Raw genomic sequence first — 14,549 nt, forward strand, 5'->3', positions numbered from 1 at the left:
ATCCGGCATCCGGCTGCGAAAGGGGAATCATGGCTATCCTCAACCCGTACATCTCGTTCCGCGACAACGCACGCGAGGCTCTGGAGCACTACCACCATGTGCTCGGCGGCGAGCTGCAGATCATGACGTTCGGCTCGATGCCCGAGCTGCCCCAGGCCCCGAGCGAGAGCGAACTCGTCTTGCATGGCCAGCTCACCACCGACGACGGCCTGATCCTGATGGCCTCAGACACTCCGGCGCACATGGAGCACCAGCCGCCGCAGGGCATCTCGGTCTCGGTCAGCGGCACCGAGGTCGACCGGCTGCGCGCGATCTGGGACGGACTGCTCGACGGCGCCACGGTGACCGCGCCGCTCGGTTCCGCGCCGTGGGGCGGCGATTTCGGCATGCTCGTCGACCGGTTCGGCGTGGGGTGGATGATGTCGATCGACACGGCATCCTGAGCCGGTCGACGTCGCCGGCATCCGCCACACTGTGACCATGGCGACCTTCGATCACCTCGGCATCACCGTCGACGACGTGCCCTCGGCATCCGCACAGTTCCATCCCGTGCTCGACGCACTCGGGTATCGGCGCGCCCACGACGCCGACGACCACGCGTACTGGCTGCTCGACGGCCAGCCCGAGATCCTGCTCTACACCGCTCGCGAAGAGGGCACCGGCCCGCACGTGCACGGCCGCGTCGGATGGCAGCACCTGGCATTCGCCGTCGACACCCGGAACGACGTCGACCGGATCCACGAGATCGCCCTCACGGCGGGATGGACCGAGGTCCGCGCGCCCAAGGAGTACCCGCGCTTCACCGCCCGGTACTACGCCGGGTTCGTGGAGGATGCCAACGGCATCCGGTTCGAGATCATGCACAACCCGCCACGCGACGACTGACCTGAGCTCTCGTCGACTGCACTGCATCTCGTCGACTGCACCGCTTCTGCACGTGAACAAGCCGTGCGCTCGGCGAGATACCGTGCTGTCGGCGCGACGCGGTGCGAGCTGAGCGAGACGCTCTCGGCCCTGGAAGAATGGTCCGGTGAGCCTGTTCGCCCTCGGTCCGTCGCGTGGCCCACGGTGGCAGCTCGGGCTGCAGGCGGCGCTCGGCATCGCGGTGCCGATCGCCGTCATGACGCTGCTCGGTCAGCCGATGCTCGGCTACATCGCCGCATCGGGGGCGTTCACGGTGCTGTTCGCCGGGTCGCTGCCCGTCGTCGAACGAGCCGTCATGCTGCCGTTCGTGGCCGCGGGGCTCATCGCCTGCGCGGCGCTCGGCGTCGCCGCAGCCCACACTCCCCCGCTGATCGCCATCGGCATCGTGCTGGTCGCCGCCCTGAGCGCGACCCTCGCCTTCGGGTTCCGGCTGGGGCCGCCCGGCCCGCTGTTCTTCGTGCTCGTGTTCGGGCTCTCGGCCACCGTGATGCAGTCCGCGCCGATCAGTTCCGGCGGCTACCTCGCCGCGATCGCGGCCGGAAGCGCGTTCTCGTACCTGGTCGCCGTGTCGCCCCTGGCGCTGGCGCGGGTGCGCGCGCGGCGCGCACGTCCGCTGCGAGAGCTGTTCCCCGGCCCGTCGTGGGATGAGGATGCGCGGATGCTGGTGCTGCGCGTCGTGCTCGTGAGCATCGCCGGCGTGGTCGTGAGCCTCTTCCTCGACCCCGCGCGCGCCTACTGGATCGTGGGCGCAGCCGTCGCGGTGGTCGGCCTCGCCTCGAGCAGGCGCGCGGCACTGCAGCGCGCGACGCACCGGATGCTCGGCACCGTCGCGGGCGCCGGGGTGTACGCGCTGCTGGCGATGCTGCATCCGACCGGGCTGTGGCTCGCCCTGCTGCTGGGCGTCCTGCAGTTCTCGATCGAGCTGGTCGTCGTGCGCCACTACGCGCTGGCGCTCACGCTCATCACGCCGCTGGTGCTGCTTCTTCTGGGGGCTGCGACCGGAAGCACGGGAGACCTGTCGGTCGCGCTGGAACGGGTCATCGACACGTTGGCCGGCGCGATTCTCGGCGCACTCTCGGGTCTGCTGCACCCGCGCGAGGATGCGCGCGCCTGATCAGTGCAGCGCGTGCTCCGCGACGAAGGCGCGCAGCGCCTCCTCGTCGTCGGCCATCTCGGTCACCCGCTGCGGGGCGTTCATCATGTCGCGCAGCTCAGGCGAGAACTCCAGCTCGACGCCGATCGCCTCGGTGATGGTCTCGGCGAACTTCTGCGGTTTCGCGGTCTCGAGCACGAGCATCGGCACCTCGGCCTCGACATACTCGCGCGCGACCTTCACGCCGTCGGCGGTGTGCGGGTCGATGATCTCGCCGGTCTCCTCGTACACCGAGCGGATCGTCTCGAGGCGGTCGGCGTGCGTCGAGGTGCCGCTGACGATGCCGAACTCGCCCTCGAAGCGCTCGCGCTCCGCCGAGAAGTCGATGGCGCCCACGGCGTCGAGCGCGTCCCACGCGTGCACGACGCGGCCCGGGTCGCGTCCCACGAGGTCGAAGATGAAGCGCTCGAGGTTCGACGCCTTCGAGATGTCCATCGACGGGCTCGACGTGGCGTGCGTGTCGGCAGCCGAGCGCGGGCGGTAGACGCCGGTGCGGAAGAACTCGTCGAGCACGTTGTTCTCGTTGGCGGCGAGCACGAGGCGGCGGATCGGCACGCCCATACCCTTCGCGAAGAAGCCCGAGAGGATGTTGCCGAAGTTGCCCGACGGCACGGTGAACGACACCTCGAAGCCCTCACGGAACTCCGGCTCGACGGCATCCGTCACCCGGAGCCACGCCCAGAAGTAGTACACGACCTGGGCTGCGATGCGGCCCAGATTGATCGAGTTGACCGCCCCGAGATTCTGCGCGCGCTTGAACTCGAGGTCGCCGGCCAGCTTCTTGACGAGGTTCTGGCAGTCGTCGAAGACACCGTCGACGGCGATGTTGTGCACATTCTCGTCCTGCAGCGAGTACATCTGAGCTCGCTGGAACGAGCTCATCCGCCCCTGAGGCGAGAGCATGAACACCGACACCCGCTCCTTGCCGCGCAAGGCGTGCTCTGCCGCCGACCCGGTGTCGCCCGAGGTCGCACCGACGATGTTCAGCACACGGTCCTTCTTCTCGAGCACGTACTCGAGCACCTGGCCGAGGAACTGCATCGCCATGTCCTTGAACGCCAGCGTCGGGCCCTCTGACAGGCCGACCAGGGTGAGCCCGCCGCCGATGGAGCGCAGCGGGACGACGGCGTCGGGGAAGTCCGCGTACGCGGCCGCGGTCATCCGTGCGAGATCCTCGCGGGGGATGTCGGTGGCGAACAGCGAGAGCACCTCGGTCGCGAGCTGCGGGTAGGTGAGGGCCCGCCAGCGCTCGAGCGTCTCGGCGTCGACCTGCGGCAGCTGCTCCGGCACGGCGAGACCGCCGTCGGGCGCGAGACCCTCGAGCAGCGTCTCACTGAACGGCTGCGGCTGCATGCCGCCGCGGGTGGAGATGTAGCGCACGGGAACTCCTCGGTGTCAGCTCGGGCTCTCCATTGTCTCAGCCCGCACCGCGACGGGAAGACGGATGACACCTGTCACACTCCGCCGCTCGCCTCCGACAGACAGGTGAGGGCGTCGAGCGGATGCCCGAAGAGAGGACATCATGACCAGGATCGACATGACCCGCACGAACAAGCTCGGCTACGCCGCGGTGATCGGCATGGAGGCGTACGCGAGCAAGAGCGTCGAGAAGCGGCTGTACGAGCTGATCAAGCTGCGCGCGTCGATCCTCAACGGCTGCGGGTTCTGCGTCGACATGCATGCCACCGCGGGTGCGAAGCACGGCATCCCGCAGCGCACCCTGCACGCGGTCGGCGCCTGGCAGCATGCGAAGAACCTGTTCGAGCCGAAGGAGCTCGCGGCTCTCGCCCTGACCGATGCGCTGACGAAGCTCGGGCCCGACACCGTGACGGATGAGATCTGGGATGCCGCCGCGCAGCACTTCAGCGACGGTGAGCTCGGCGGCCTCGTGATGGCGATCTCGACCATCAACGTGTGGAACCGCATCGCGATCGCGACCGAGATGGCCCCGCCGGTCGATGGCAAGCACCCGATCATGTGAGGCGCCTCTCGGAGGCGGTAGCGTGAGCGTCATGACCGCCGCCTCCCCCGCCGCTCTGGCGTGGGAGGCGGAGCGGGGCAGGTTGATCGGGATCGCGTACCGGATGCTGGGAGACTTCGGCCACGCCGAGGACGTCGTCTCGGAGGTCGCGATCGAGGCGCTGAAGGCCGAGCGGGCGGATGCCGTGCGCTCGTGGCCCGCATGGCTGACCACCACGTGCGTCCGCCGCTCGATCGACCGGGTGCGCGCGCTCGTCGCGGTGCGCGAGGAGTACACCGGCCACTGGCTTCCCGAGCCGGTCGCCACCGAGCGCCTGCCGGAGGACGCCGTCGCCGACCGGGAGATGCTCTCGCTCGCGCTGCTGCACCTCGCCGAGCAGCTCTCGCCCGAGGCGCGAGCGGCGGTCGTGCTGCACCGCGCCTACGCGATGACGGCGGTCGAGATCGGCGAGATCCTCGAGAGGTCGCCCGCCTCGGTGCGTCAGCTGATCTCGCGTGCGGAGCGCCGGCTGCAGATCGATGAGCACTCGCCCACCCCGCACGCGGCCGACCTCGCGGCTCTGGCTGCCCTGATGTCGGCCGTGCAGCAGGGCGATCTCGACACCCTGCTCGATCTGCTGACCGACGAGGCGATCCTGTGGACAGACGGCGGAGGCGTGGTCGCCGCGACCCGCAACCCCATCTTCGGGGCCGACAAGGTGCACCGCTTCTACGTCGGCGTGCGCGAGAAGACCGCGAAGCTCGCCCCGGATCTGCCCTTCGCGATCCATCCGATCGAGGTCAACGGCGAGTTCGCGCTGGCGCTCACCCACAGCGGCCGCACCGACGTGCTCACGCTGGAATTCGACGCGTCCGGCCGCATCCGCGGCATCCGGCAGGTGTCGAATCCGCACAAGCTGACCCGCGCCTTCCCGCCGGCCGCCTGACCCGGCAGCCGCCTGACCAACGCAGAGAGAGGCACCGCATGCCGCAGATCCCCTGGTCGACCGGACGCTGGACCCACGCGCCCGAGCACGTCGAGACGGTCGGCGACGACCTGCACGTCACCGCCGCCTCGGGAAGCGACGCGTGGCGGCTCACCTCGTACGGGTTCGTGCACGACAGCGAGCACGCCCTGCTCGCTGCGTTCGACGACGAGAGCGCGGTCGAGGTCGAGTTCACCGCGGCGTTCAGCGAGCAGTTCGATCAGGCCGGCGTCTTCGTGCGCGTCTCCGGCACTCACTGGATCAAGGCGGGCGTCGAGTTCGCCGACGGTCGGCCGCAGGTGGGCGCTGTCGTGACGCAGGAGCGGTCGGACTGGTCGCTCGCCCCCGTGCCGGATTGGGCGCGCCGGCGCGTGCTCGTGCGTGTGAGCCGTTCGGGCGATGCGCTGACCATCCGCGCGTCGGTCGACGGCGGCGAGCCGCAGCTCGTGCGCGTCGTCCCTTTTCCGCCGGATGCTGTAGCCGAGGCCGGCCCGTTCGTGTGCGCGCCCACGCGGTCGGGCCTGGTCGTGCCGCTGCACGCGTGGCGCGTCACCGCTCCCGACGCCGCGCTGCACTGACAGCGAGGCGACCTCAGTCGAGCAGGTGCCGCAGGTAGCGATCCGGGTCGCCGAGGAACGATCGCCAGTGCCGCACCAGCTCGAGGTCGTCCCACGTCGTCGCACGCAGTCCCCACTCCCCGACCTCGAGGATGGTCGCACCGGGCAGCGAGGCGAGCACGGGTGAGTGCGTGGCGCACAGCACCTGTCCGCCCTCGTCGGCGATGCGGCGCAGAACCGAGATGAGAGTGAGCGTCGAGGCGAACGACAGCGCCGCCTCCGGCTCGTCAAGGCAGTAGAAGCCCGGTGAGTCGAAACGGGTGCTCAGGATCTCGAGGAACGACTCGCCGTGGCTCATCTCGTGAAATCTCGAATCACCGCTCGGCGAGGGGTTCTGCTCGAGGTAGGTGTAGAAGGAGTGCATCGTCTCAGCGCGAAGGAAGAACCCCCACGAGCTCGCGCCGATGCCGCGCTCGATCCGCAGCCAGTCCGACAGCGGTGACTCGGTCGGTCGCGTGCTGTGACGCGCGTGGCGCGACCCGCCTTCCGGCGACAGCCCGTACGCCAGCGCGATCCCTTCGACGACGGTCGACTTGCCGCTGCCGTTCTCGCCGACGAGGAACGTGACTCCCGGTGAGAGTCGCATCCCGTCGCGCAGCAGCTGCGCGACCGCAGGGATGTCGGCCGGCCACCGGCCGCCCGGTTCGGGCGCGTCGTCGTTCGCGCTCACGGCGATCACCGGATGCCTGCGCCGCAGCCACCCCGCATCGCCCCTCGCGTTCATGGCTCGACCATATCCGCCCGCTCCGACGGTTCGCGGCGCACGGATGTCGGCGCCCAGCACGGATGTCGGCGCGAACAGCCGAATGCGGCCGACATGCGTGCTTTCTGCCGACATCCGTCCTGGAGCTAGGAGGACTCTGCGAGCGGCGCTGCGACGGCGGCGCTGACGCGCGGGCCGAGGGAGTCACTCTCGGCGAGATACGACAGCCGACGCAGCGTCTCGCTGTTGCGCCAGCGCAGCATCGGCCCGCTGATGAACGACGGAAGCGCAGCCCCCGGGCCGCGCACCGGCGTCTCGTGGATCGAGACCAGGCATCCGCTGTGCGTCTTCTCGACCTCCACCGCGACGCGCGCCTCGCCGATCGGCCATCCGCGCGCCTGCATGACCGCCTTCCTGTTCGGATGCCACTCGAGCATGGTCGTGGTGCCGTTGAGCAGAAAAGGCCAGGTGCCCACCGAGTGGTGCAGCGTCGCGCGCGGCGCCGGCCACGTGGCATCCACCTCCCGCATCCGAGCCGCCCCCACCACCCACGACGGGTACAGCCATCCGTCGCTCAGAGCGCGGAAGACCGCCTCCGGCTCGCACCGCAAGAGTCGCCGATTCGTCGCCATGACACCCTCCTGAATCCGTCGATCGCCGCGATTGTCGCAAACGTCGTGCGTGGGGGGAACCCCCTTCCGCCACGGCCCGCGGAGGTGTCTGCTGAGCAGGGGACGATGGAGGTGATCGGCATGCGCCCGCAGCGACTCGAAGGATCCGTGAACCGGGTGCGGTCGTCGTTGAGCGCCCTTCAGCCCTCCGTCCGCGGCGCGGTGACGCGCGCCCGCCTGCTGTTCGCGGCGAAGGCCGCGCTGGCCGTCGGAGTAGCGTGGCTCATCGCCCCGCACATGCCGGGCGTGACCAACGACTACCCGTATTACGCGCCGTTCGGTGCGCTGATCAGCATGTACCCCACGCTGATGACCTCGGTGCGCTCGGGACTGCAGACGCTGCTCGGACTCGCGGTGGGGGTCGGTCTGGCGGCGCTCGTGCTGCTGACCGTCGGGCCGAGCCTGTGGTCGATCATCGCGGTCGTCGGGATCGGCGTGCTGGTCTCGGGCACGGGGTGGTTCGGGATCGGACGCGAGTACATCCCGATGGCGGCGCTGTTCGTGCTGATCATCGGAGGGGCGGATGCCGAGGACTACTCGCTCGGATACGTCACCCAGACAGCGGTGGGAGTCGTCGTCGGCCTGCTGGTGAACCTCATCATCCCCCCGGCTCCGCTGGTGTCGGACGCGGCAGCCCGGATCGACGCCTTCCAGCAGCGGCTCGCCGCGCACCTCGACGACATCGCGGCCGCCCTGACCGAGAAGTGGCCACCGGAGCGAGACGGGTGGATGCAGGATGCCGGGGCGCTGGCCGAGACCAGCCGCTCGCTGCGCGACGCGCTCGCCGAGGCGGACGAGAGCCTGCGCGGCAATCCGCGGGCCTGGCGGGGTCGAGCCGACACGAGCGCGGAGCACGCCCGACTCGAACTGCTGGTCGAGGTGGCGCACCAGATCCGAGACGTCTCAGGATGCCTGAGCGACACCATCAATGAACGCCCGTCGGCCTTCCCCCTCGACCCCGATCTCGTCGAACCGCTGTCGGATGCGTGCAGGGCGGTCGCCGACGTCCTCGGCGGCGAGCCGGAGGAGATCGATGATCTGCACGCCCGCGCGACCGAGACCGTCAGACAGCTGTATCGCGCCGTGCACGCCCGGTCGCTCGAGACGGATGCCGTCGCCGGACCCGGAGTACTCAGTGCAATGCACCTGCAGCGCATCCTCGGCCTGCTCGAGCCGGCGCCGGCCGACGAAGACGACGAAGCCGACGAGGCGGGCACTCAACGCAGCCACCCGCCGGAGGCGGGCACTCAACGCAGCCACCCGCCGGAGGCGGACACTCAACGCAGCCACCCGCCGGAGGCGGACACTCAGCGCAGCACATAGTGCAGCAGCAGCTCGTCCCCGGCGCGCAGCACGGTCGCCAGACGGGCGTGCGACGGCAGGTCTCCGGCGGCTTCGCCGCGCACGATGCGCCCGGCGTCCCCGGCCTCCAGCGTCGGTGCGAGTGTGAGGTGCAGGGCATCCACCACCCCGGCGGCGAGCAGCGCGCCGAACACGTGCGGCCCGCCTTCGGCGTGGATGCGGCGCAACCCTCGAGCCGTCAGATCGTCGCGGATGCGGCGCGGCTCGGCATCCGTCTCGCCGGCTGTCACCACGTCAGCGACCTGCTGCAGAGCCTCCCGGCGCGCGGCGGGTGCGGACGCCGTCGTGTAGACGATCGGGCGCACCGGCGCGTCGGCGAACAGCGGTGAAGCGGGGTCGAGGGAGAGACTGCGGCTGATCATCGCGAGGGTCGGGTGGGCGGGCATCCCGCGCGCCTCGCGCCACGCGACCGACGCGTCGTCGACGCGAAGCCCCTCGTACTGCTCGTCGCGCAGGGTGCCCGCACCGACGAGCACGACGTCGGCGGGTCTGCGCAGCAGGGCGAACAGACGGCGATCGGCGTCGTCGCCGAGACCGCCGGAGACGCCGTCGCGCGTCGCGGCTCCGTCGAGGCTCGAGACGAAGTTGACCCGCATCCAGCTGCCGCCGTCGGGAAAGCGGGTCGCCGCGAGCAGCGCGTCGTCGTCGAGAGCGGATTCCGGGTCGGGCCACAGCCGGTCGATGGGGGTCTGCATGCTCACGATGCCCTTCTCAGACGTTGCGGGTCGGGTGGGTGTTGTGCTCGAGACGCGCCGGAGCGCGCCAGCCCAGAATCGCCTCGGTCATGCGCACGGCGTCGACGGCCTCTGCCACGTCGTGCATGCGGACGATGCGCGCCCCGGCGAGGATGCACGCGGTCATCGCCGCGAGCGATCCGGGCAGTCGTTCGCCCCGCGGACGGTCGATCGACTCGCCGACGAAGTCCTTGTTCGATACGGCGACGAGCAGCGGTGCGTCGAGCGATGCGATCTCGTCGAGCCGGCGGGTGAGCTCGAGCGAGTGCAGGGTGTTCTTGTCGAGGTCGTGGCCCGGGTCGATGATGAGCCGCTCCTGCGGGATGCCGGCGGCCCGTGCTCGGGCCATCCGATCGGAGAGGAAGGCGCGCACCTCGGCCACCACATCGTCGTAGCGCGCGGGCGGCTTCTCGACCCGCGGCGGGCCCACGCTGTGCGTGATGACGACGTGCGCACCGCTCACGGCGATCACGGCCGCCATGCGCTCATCGCCCAGGCCGCTGGTGTCGTTGATGACGGCGGCGCCGGCGACGATGGCCTGCGCCGCGACGTCTGCGCGGTTCGTGTCGACCGAGACGACGAGGTCGGGGCGGGCGGCCGTGATCGCCTCGACGACCGGCACGACCCGATCGATCTCCTCGGCCGTGCTCACCGCCGGGCCGCGCCCGAACGGAACCCCGCCGATGTCGACCCAGTCCGCCCCGAGGTCGGCGGCGCGCAGCGCGCTCCCGACCGCTCGATCGAGAGCGAACGTCGCACCCTTGTCGTGGAAGGAGTCCGGGGTGCGGTTGATCACCGCCATCACGGCGACCTGCCGCGCGAAGTCGAAGTGCCGGGTGCCGATGAGCCGGTGCAGCGAGGGCTGGGCTCGGGTGTCCGTCACCGGCAGCTCATCGTTCCGTGCCGACGCTGTCGCGGACGGCGTCTGAGGCGTCCCAGTCGTTCGCGTGCATCGCCGCCCGCACGACACCGTCGTGCACCCAGTAGGCCCGGAAGGCGCCGCCGTTCGCGACGTCGGTGTCGCCCTCGATGTCGACGCGGTCGTATCCCTCGGGCCCGACGCTGCCGAAGTACTCCATGCCGAGATCGTACTGATCGGTGAAGAAGTACGGCAGGTGCGTGTACGGCTCCTCATCGCCGAGCAGGTTGTGTGCGGCGACCTTCGCCTGCTCGATGGCGGTGTCCCAGTGCTCCACCCGGATGCGCCGGCCGAGCACCGGATGCTGGTGGTTCGCGACGTCGCCGACAGCGTAGATGTCGGGGTCGGAGGTGCGCAGCCGTTCGTCGACGAGCACACCGTGATCGACATCGAGGCCGGCCTCTTCGGCGAGCCGTGTCGACGGGATCGCGCCGATGCCGACGACGACCACATCGGCGGCGGTGAGCGCGGCCTCGTCGACCGCGGTGCTGAGACGCAGGTCGACACCGTGCGCGCGGTGCAGGTCGGCGAACAGCCTCGCGACCTCGGGGCCCAGCACAGAGACGAGGGGCAGGTCGCCGACTTCGTAGACGGTGACCTCGGCATCCTTCTGGCGGGCGGCGGACGCCACCTCGAGGCCGATCCATCCCGCTCCGACGATCACCACCTTGGCGCCGGGGCGCAGCGCGGCGCGCAGCCGGGTGTTGTCTTCGACCGTGCGCAGGTACACCGGGTCGCAGACACGGTCGGCGACGTCGAAGTGACGTGCGGTGGCGCCGGTGGCCAGCAGCAGGCGGTCGTACTCGTGCTCGGATTCCGCGCCGCCGCCGACCGGCTCGACGCGCAGGGTGTGCGCCGCCGCGTCGATGGCGGTGACGGCCACGCCGCGCTCGAGTCGCACCCGGTTGGCCGTGTACCAGCCCTCGTCGTGCACGATCGCGGAATCGATGTCCTTCGTGCCGAGCAGCACATCCTTCGACAGCGGTGGCCGCTCGTACGGCAGGTGGTCTTCTGCAGCGTAGATCACGACGTCACCGTCGTATCCGCGCTCGCGCAGTTCGGTGGCGGCGGTGGCGGCGGCGAGGCCTCCCCCGACGATGGCGATGCTCATGGTCTCCTCTTCTCTCCCGGTGTGCGCTTCAGTGCGCCCGGTCGCTGGTCAGCGCGAAGAACTCGGCCCGCGACCGGGCGTCTTCGCGCAGCATGCCCCGAAGCGCGGATGTGGTCGTGACCGATCCGGCGGCGCGAGCGCCGCGCAGGGTCATGCAGCTGTGAGCGGCTTCGATGACGACCCCGATCCCCCGCGGCTGCAGTCGCGAGGCGAGCGCGTCCGCGATCTGCACCGTGAGGCGCTCCTGGGTCTGCGGGCGGCGTGCGTAGTGGTCGACCATCCGCGGGATCTTCGAGAGCCCGACGACGCGGTCGCCCGGCAGATACGCGACATGGGCGACTCCCGTGAAAGGCAGCAGGTGGTGTTCGCACATCGAGCGCACCGGGATGTCTCTGACCAGCACCAGTTCGTCGTAGCCCTCGGCGTTGGCGAAGGTGGTGAAGTCGAACGGCTGCGGGGAGAGCAGTTCGGCGTACGCCTCGGCGAGCCGGCGCGGGGTGCGTGCGAGGTCGGGGTTGTCGACGGCATCCGGATCGATGCCCAGCGCGGTGAGGAACAGGCGGGCCGCATGCTCGGCCGCGGCGAGATCGACGGGACGCGGGGCCGCCTCGATCCGCACGCGGCGCGGCACCTGCGAGGCGAGCGCCAGATTCCGCTGACTGTCAACGGCTGTCATAGTCATGTCGACCTCCCGGTGTGTCTGCTTCCATGAGACACCTCCCGGCTTCTAAAAGCAAGTCCTTTTTCTTTTAGAAGACCACCGCCGTCTGTTACCCTCTGCTTCCCCGTGTGACAACCCCGTAGTCACACGGATCGAAGCGTCGTAGCGTCAGGTTGACACACCGACCTCGAGGCCCTTCGCCGGGAGGCGGTCGAGACAGGAGTCCTCATGTCTGCCGCAACCAGATCAACCGGACGGGCGGCCGCGCAGCCGGCCGCGCAGCCGAGCAACGCGACGGGCGCCGCTGCTCCCGCGCCTGCACCCGTCGAGCCGCCCTACGAGCTCGTCGACATCGACCGCTACGCCGTGTTCGACAACGGCATCATCGGTTACGTCGAGGTGATCCCCCCGCTGTTCATCTGCTATTCGGGGCACCCGTACCCGACGGCGGTCGAGGTGGCGCAGGTGTTCGACTTCGCGCAGGCCGTCCGGTGCGTGCGCGATGCCGCTCCGCACTCGCACGACCACGGTCGATCCGCCGCATGAGCGTCGACGTCTGGCCGGGATCGGCCCACCCCCTCGGCGCGACCTTCGACGGCCAGGGCACGAACTTCGCCCTTTTCAGCGAGTGCGCCGAGCGCGTCGAGCTGTGCCTGTTCGACGACACGGGTGAAGAGACCCGTGTCGATCTCACCGAGGTCGATGCCTACGTGTGGCACGGCTATCTGCCGTCGGTGCAGCCCGGGCAGCTGTACGGCTACCGCGTGCACGGCCCGTACGATCCGGCGAACGGCAAGCGGTTCAACCCCAGCAAGCTGCTGCTCGATCCCTATGCGAAGGCGGTCGCGGGTCAGGTCGAGTGGGGGCAGGCGCCGTTCTCGTACGACTTCGGCGACCCCGACTCGCACAACGAGGACGACTCGGCCGCGAGCACTCCGAAGAGCGTCGTGATCAACCCGTTCTTCGAGTGGGGCGGCGACCGCCTGCCGAAGACGCCCTACGCGCAGACGGTCATCTACGAGGCGCACGTGAAGGGCCTCAGCATCCGCCACCCTGACGTGCCGGAAGAGCTGCGCGGAACCTACGCCGGCGTCGCCCACCCGGCCATCGTCGACCACCTCACCCGCCTCGGCGTGACCGCGATCGAGCTCATGCCCGTGCACCAGTTCGTCAACGACAGCACTCTGCAGGACAAGGGCCTGTCGAACTACTGGGGCTACAACACCCTGTCGTTCTTCGCTCCGCAGAACACCTACTCGTCGAGCGGCGAGCACGGGCAGCAGGTGCAGGAGTTCAAGGCGATGGTGCGCACGCTGCACGCCGCCGGCATCGAGGTCATCCTCGACGTGGTCTACAACCACACCGCCGAGGGCAACCATCTCGGCCCGACTCTGTCGATGCGCGGCATCGACAACGAGGCCTACTACCGGCTCGAAGAGGATCGCCGGTACTACACCGACTACACCGGCACGGGCAACAGCCTCAACGTCGGCCACCCGCATGCGCTGCAGCTGATCATGGACTCGCTGCGGTACTGGGTGACCGAGATGCACGTCGACGGGTTCCGCTTCGACCTGGCGTCCACCCTCGCGCGAGAGTTCTACGACGTCGACCGGCTGGCGACGTTCTTCGAGCTCGTGCAGCAGGATCCGGTGGTCTCCCAGGTCAAGCTCATCGCCGAGCCGTGGGACATCGGCCCCGGCGGCTACCAGGTGGGCAACTTCCCGCCGCAGTGGTCGGAGTGGAACGGCAAGTACCGCGACACCGTGCGCGACTTCTGGCGCGGCGAGCCGCAGGCCCTGGGCGAGTTCGCCTCGCGCCTCACCGGATCGGCCGACCTGTACGAGCACTCGGGACGCCGGCCGGTGGCATCCGTCAACTTCATCACCGCCCACGACGGGTTCACCCTGCGCGACCTGGTCAGCTACGCCGAGAAGCACAACGAGGCCAACGGCGAGGACAACAACGACGGCGAATCGCACAACCGCTCCGACAACCTCGGGGTGGAGGGGCACACCGACGATCCCGAGGTGAATCGACGACGGGCGATGCGCCAGCGCAACATGCTCGCCACCCTGCTGCTGTCGCAGGGCGTGCCGATGATCTCGCACGGTGACGAGCTCGGCCGCACCCAGGACGGCAACAACAACGGCTACGCGCAGGACAACGAGATCACCTGGATCGATTGGGAGGCGGCCGATCTGCCCCTCATCGAGTTCACCGCCGCGCTCACCAGGCTGCGCGCCCTGCATCCGACCTTCCGGCGCAGCCGGTTCTTCGACGGCAAGCCCGTGCGCACCGAGGACGGCTCTCCGGTGCCCGACATCGAGTGGCTGCGTCCCGACGGGCGCACCATGCAGCCCGAGGACTGGGATTCCGGTTTCGGGCTCTCGATCGGCATGTTCCTCAACGGTCACGGCATCCGCGAGAAGGACCGCCGCGGGCGGCCGGTCTCGGACCTGAACTTCCTGGTGTACTTCAACAGCGGCCGCGATGCTGTCGACGTCGTGCTTCCGGATGCCAGGCACGGCGCCAGCTGGGAGGCGGTGGTCGACACGGCGGGCGAGCTCACGCACGCCGAGCCGCTGTCCGCCGCCGCCGCCCTGCAGCTGGCCGGCGGGTCGATCCTGGTGCTGCGCGAGGCCGACGGCGCCGAGGAGGTGACCGACGCCTCGGTCGAGGCGTCGCTGCGGATCCAGATCGAGAACGCCACGACCCGCTCCCCCGCCCCGAAACCCGAGGTGTGACC

16 protein-coding genes are annotated in these 14,549 nt (G+C 69.8%); 9 read left to right on the top strand and 7 right to left on the bottom strand.

Features of this window, described 5'->3' with window-relative positions:
- Positions 1-29 precede the first annotated feature (29 nt).
- The 3 genes from V2S04_RS07095 (at position 30) to V2S04_RS07105 (ending at position 2,038) form a co-directional block, all read left to right on the top strand.
- A complete protein-coding gene (locus tag V2S04_RS07095) occupies positions 30-443 on the top strand; it encodes a VOC family protein (RefSeq protein ID WP_413637793.1) in 414 nt (137 codons plus the stop codon).
- Between the two features lie 37 nt (positions 444-480).
- A complete protein-coding gene (locus V2S04_RS07100) occupies positions 481-885 on the top strand; it encodes a VOC family protein (RefSeq protein WP_413637794.1) in 405 nt (134 codons plus the stop codon).
- A gap of 145 nt (positions 886-1,030) precedes the next feature.
- Positions 1,031-2,038, top strand: a complete 1,008-nt coding sequence (locus V2S04_RS07105) for an FUSC family protein (RefSeq protein ID WP_413637796.1) — start codon at positions 1,031-1,033, stop codon at positions 2,036-2,038.
- Here V2S04_RS07105 and thrC read toward each other — a convergent pair whose 3' ends face one another.
- On the bottom strand, positions 2,039-3,457 hold the full coding sequence (gene thrC, locus V2S04_RS07110) for a threonine synthase (protein WP_413637797.1): 1,419 nt from the start codon (positions 3,455-3,457) through the stop codon (positions 2,039-2,041).
- A gap of 142 nt (positions 3,458-3,599) precedes the next feature.
- Between thrC and V2S04_RS07115 the strand changes: the two genes are divergently transcribed.
- From V2S04_RS07115 to V2S04_RS07125, 3 genes are read left to right on the top strand one after another with little or no spacing between them, the layout of a single operon-like run.
- Positions 3,600-4,058, top strand: coding sequence for a carboxymuconolactone decarboxylase family protein (locus V2S04_RS07115; RefSeq protein ID WP_099196528.1), 459 nt, complete (start codon positions 3,600-3,602; stop codon positions 4,056-4,058).
- A gap of 31 nt (positions 4,059-4,089) precedes the next feature.
- Complete coding sequence (locus V2S04_RS07120) at positions 4,090-4,983, top strand: sigma-70 family RNA polymerase sigma factor (RefSeq protein ID WP_413637798.1); 894 nt, start codon at positions 4,090-4,092, stop codon at positions 4,981-4,983.
- A gap of 38 nt (positions 4,984-5,021) precedes the next feature.
- Positions 5,022-5,600, top strand: coding sequence for a DUF1349 domain-containing protein (locus V2S04_RS07125; RefSeq protein ID WP_413637799.1), 579 nt, complete (start codon positions 5,022-5,024; stop codon positions 5,598-5,600).
- Between the two features lie 13 nt (positions 5,601-5,613).
- Here V2S04_RS07125 and V2S04_RS07130 read toward each other — a convergent pair whose 3' ends face one another.
- Together V2S04_RS07130 and V2S04_RS07135 are read right to left on the bottom strand one after the other, a co-directional pair.
- Positions 5,614-6,363: an AAA family ATPase gene (locus V2S04_RS07130; RefSeq protein WP_413637800.1), complete on the bottom strand. Its 750-nt coding sequence runs from the start codon at positions 6,361-6,363 to the stop codon at positions 5,614-5,616.
- A 125-nt stretch (positions 6,364-6,488) separates the two neighbouring features.
- The gene (locus tag V2S04_RS07135; protein WP_413637801.1) at positions 6,489-6,974 is read right to left on the bottom strand and encodes an SRPBCC family protein; all 486 of its coding nucleotides are present in this window, start codon (positions 6,972-6,974) and stop codon (positions 6,489-6,491) included.
- A gap of 84 nt (positions 6,975-7,058) precedes the next feature.
- Here V2S04_RS07135 and V2S04_RS07140 point away from each other — a divergent pair, with 84 nt between their 5' ends.
- Positions 7,059-8,336 carry an FUSC family protein gene (locus tag V2S04_RS07140; protein ID WP_413637803.1) on the top strand — a complete coding sequence of 426 codons (1,278 nt, stop codon included), beginning with the start codon at positions 7,059-7,061 and terminating at the stop codon, positions 8,334-8,336.
- On the opposite strand, the gene V2S04_RS07145 is transcribed toward V2S04_RS07140, so the two are convergent.
- From V2S04_RS07145 to folE, 4 genes are all read right to left on the bottom strand, one after another.
- Positions 8,321-9,070, bottom strand: coding sequence for a pyrimidine reductase family protein (locus tag V2S04_RS07145; protein ID WP_413638115.1), 750 nt, complete (start codon positions 9,068-9,070; stop codon positions 8,321-8,323). The two genes, V2S04_RS07140 and V2S04_RS07145, sit on opposite strands and share 16 nt — an antisense overlap.
- A gap of 16 nt (positions 9,071-9,086) precedes the next feature.
- Positions 9,087-9,911, bottom strand: a complete 825-nt coding sequence (folP, locus tag V2S04_RS07150; protein ID WP_413638116.1) for a dihydropteroate synthase — start codon at positions 9,909-9,911, stop codon at positions 9,087-9,089.
- A gap of 88 nt (positions 9,912-9,999) precedes the next feature.
- Complete coding sequence (locus V2S04_RS07155) at positions 10,000-11,139, bottom strand: NAD(P)/FAD-dependent oxidoreductase (protein WP_413637804.1); 1,140 nt, start codon at positions 11,137-11,139, stop codon at positions 10,000-10,002.
- Between the two features lie 28 nt (positions 11,140-11,167).
- Positions 11,168-11,821, bottom strand: coding sequence for a GTP cyclohydrolase I FolE (folE, locus tag V2S04_RS07160; protein WP_413637805.1), 654 nt, complete (start codon positions 11,819-11,821; stop codon positions 11,168-11,170).
- Between the two features lie 207 nt (positions 11,822-12,028).
- Here folE and V2S04_RS07165 point away from each other — a divergent pair, with 207 nt between their 5' ends.
- Positions 12,029-12,346, top strand: a complete 318-nt coding sequence (locus V2S04_RS07165; protein ID WP_413637806.1) for a hypothetical protein — start codon at positions 12,029-12,031, stop codon at positions 12,344-12,346.
- Positions 12,343-14,547: a glycogen debranching protein GlgX gene (glgX, locus tag V2S04_RS07170; protein WP_413637807.1), complete on the top strand. Its 2,205-nt coding sequence runs from the start codon at positions 12,343-12,345 to the stop codon at positions 14,545-14,547. The genes V2S04_RS07165 and glgX overlap by 4 nt, the downstream gene beginning before the upstream one ends.
- Positions 14,548-14,549: the final 2 nt, after the last annotated feature.

It is taken from the genome of Microbacterium sp. OR21, assembly GCF_047306785.1.
Classification (GTDB): Bacteria; Actinomycetota; Actinomycetes; order Actinomycetales; family Microbacteriaceae; genus Microbacterium; species Microbacterium esteraromaticum_E.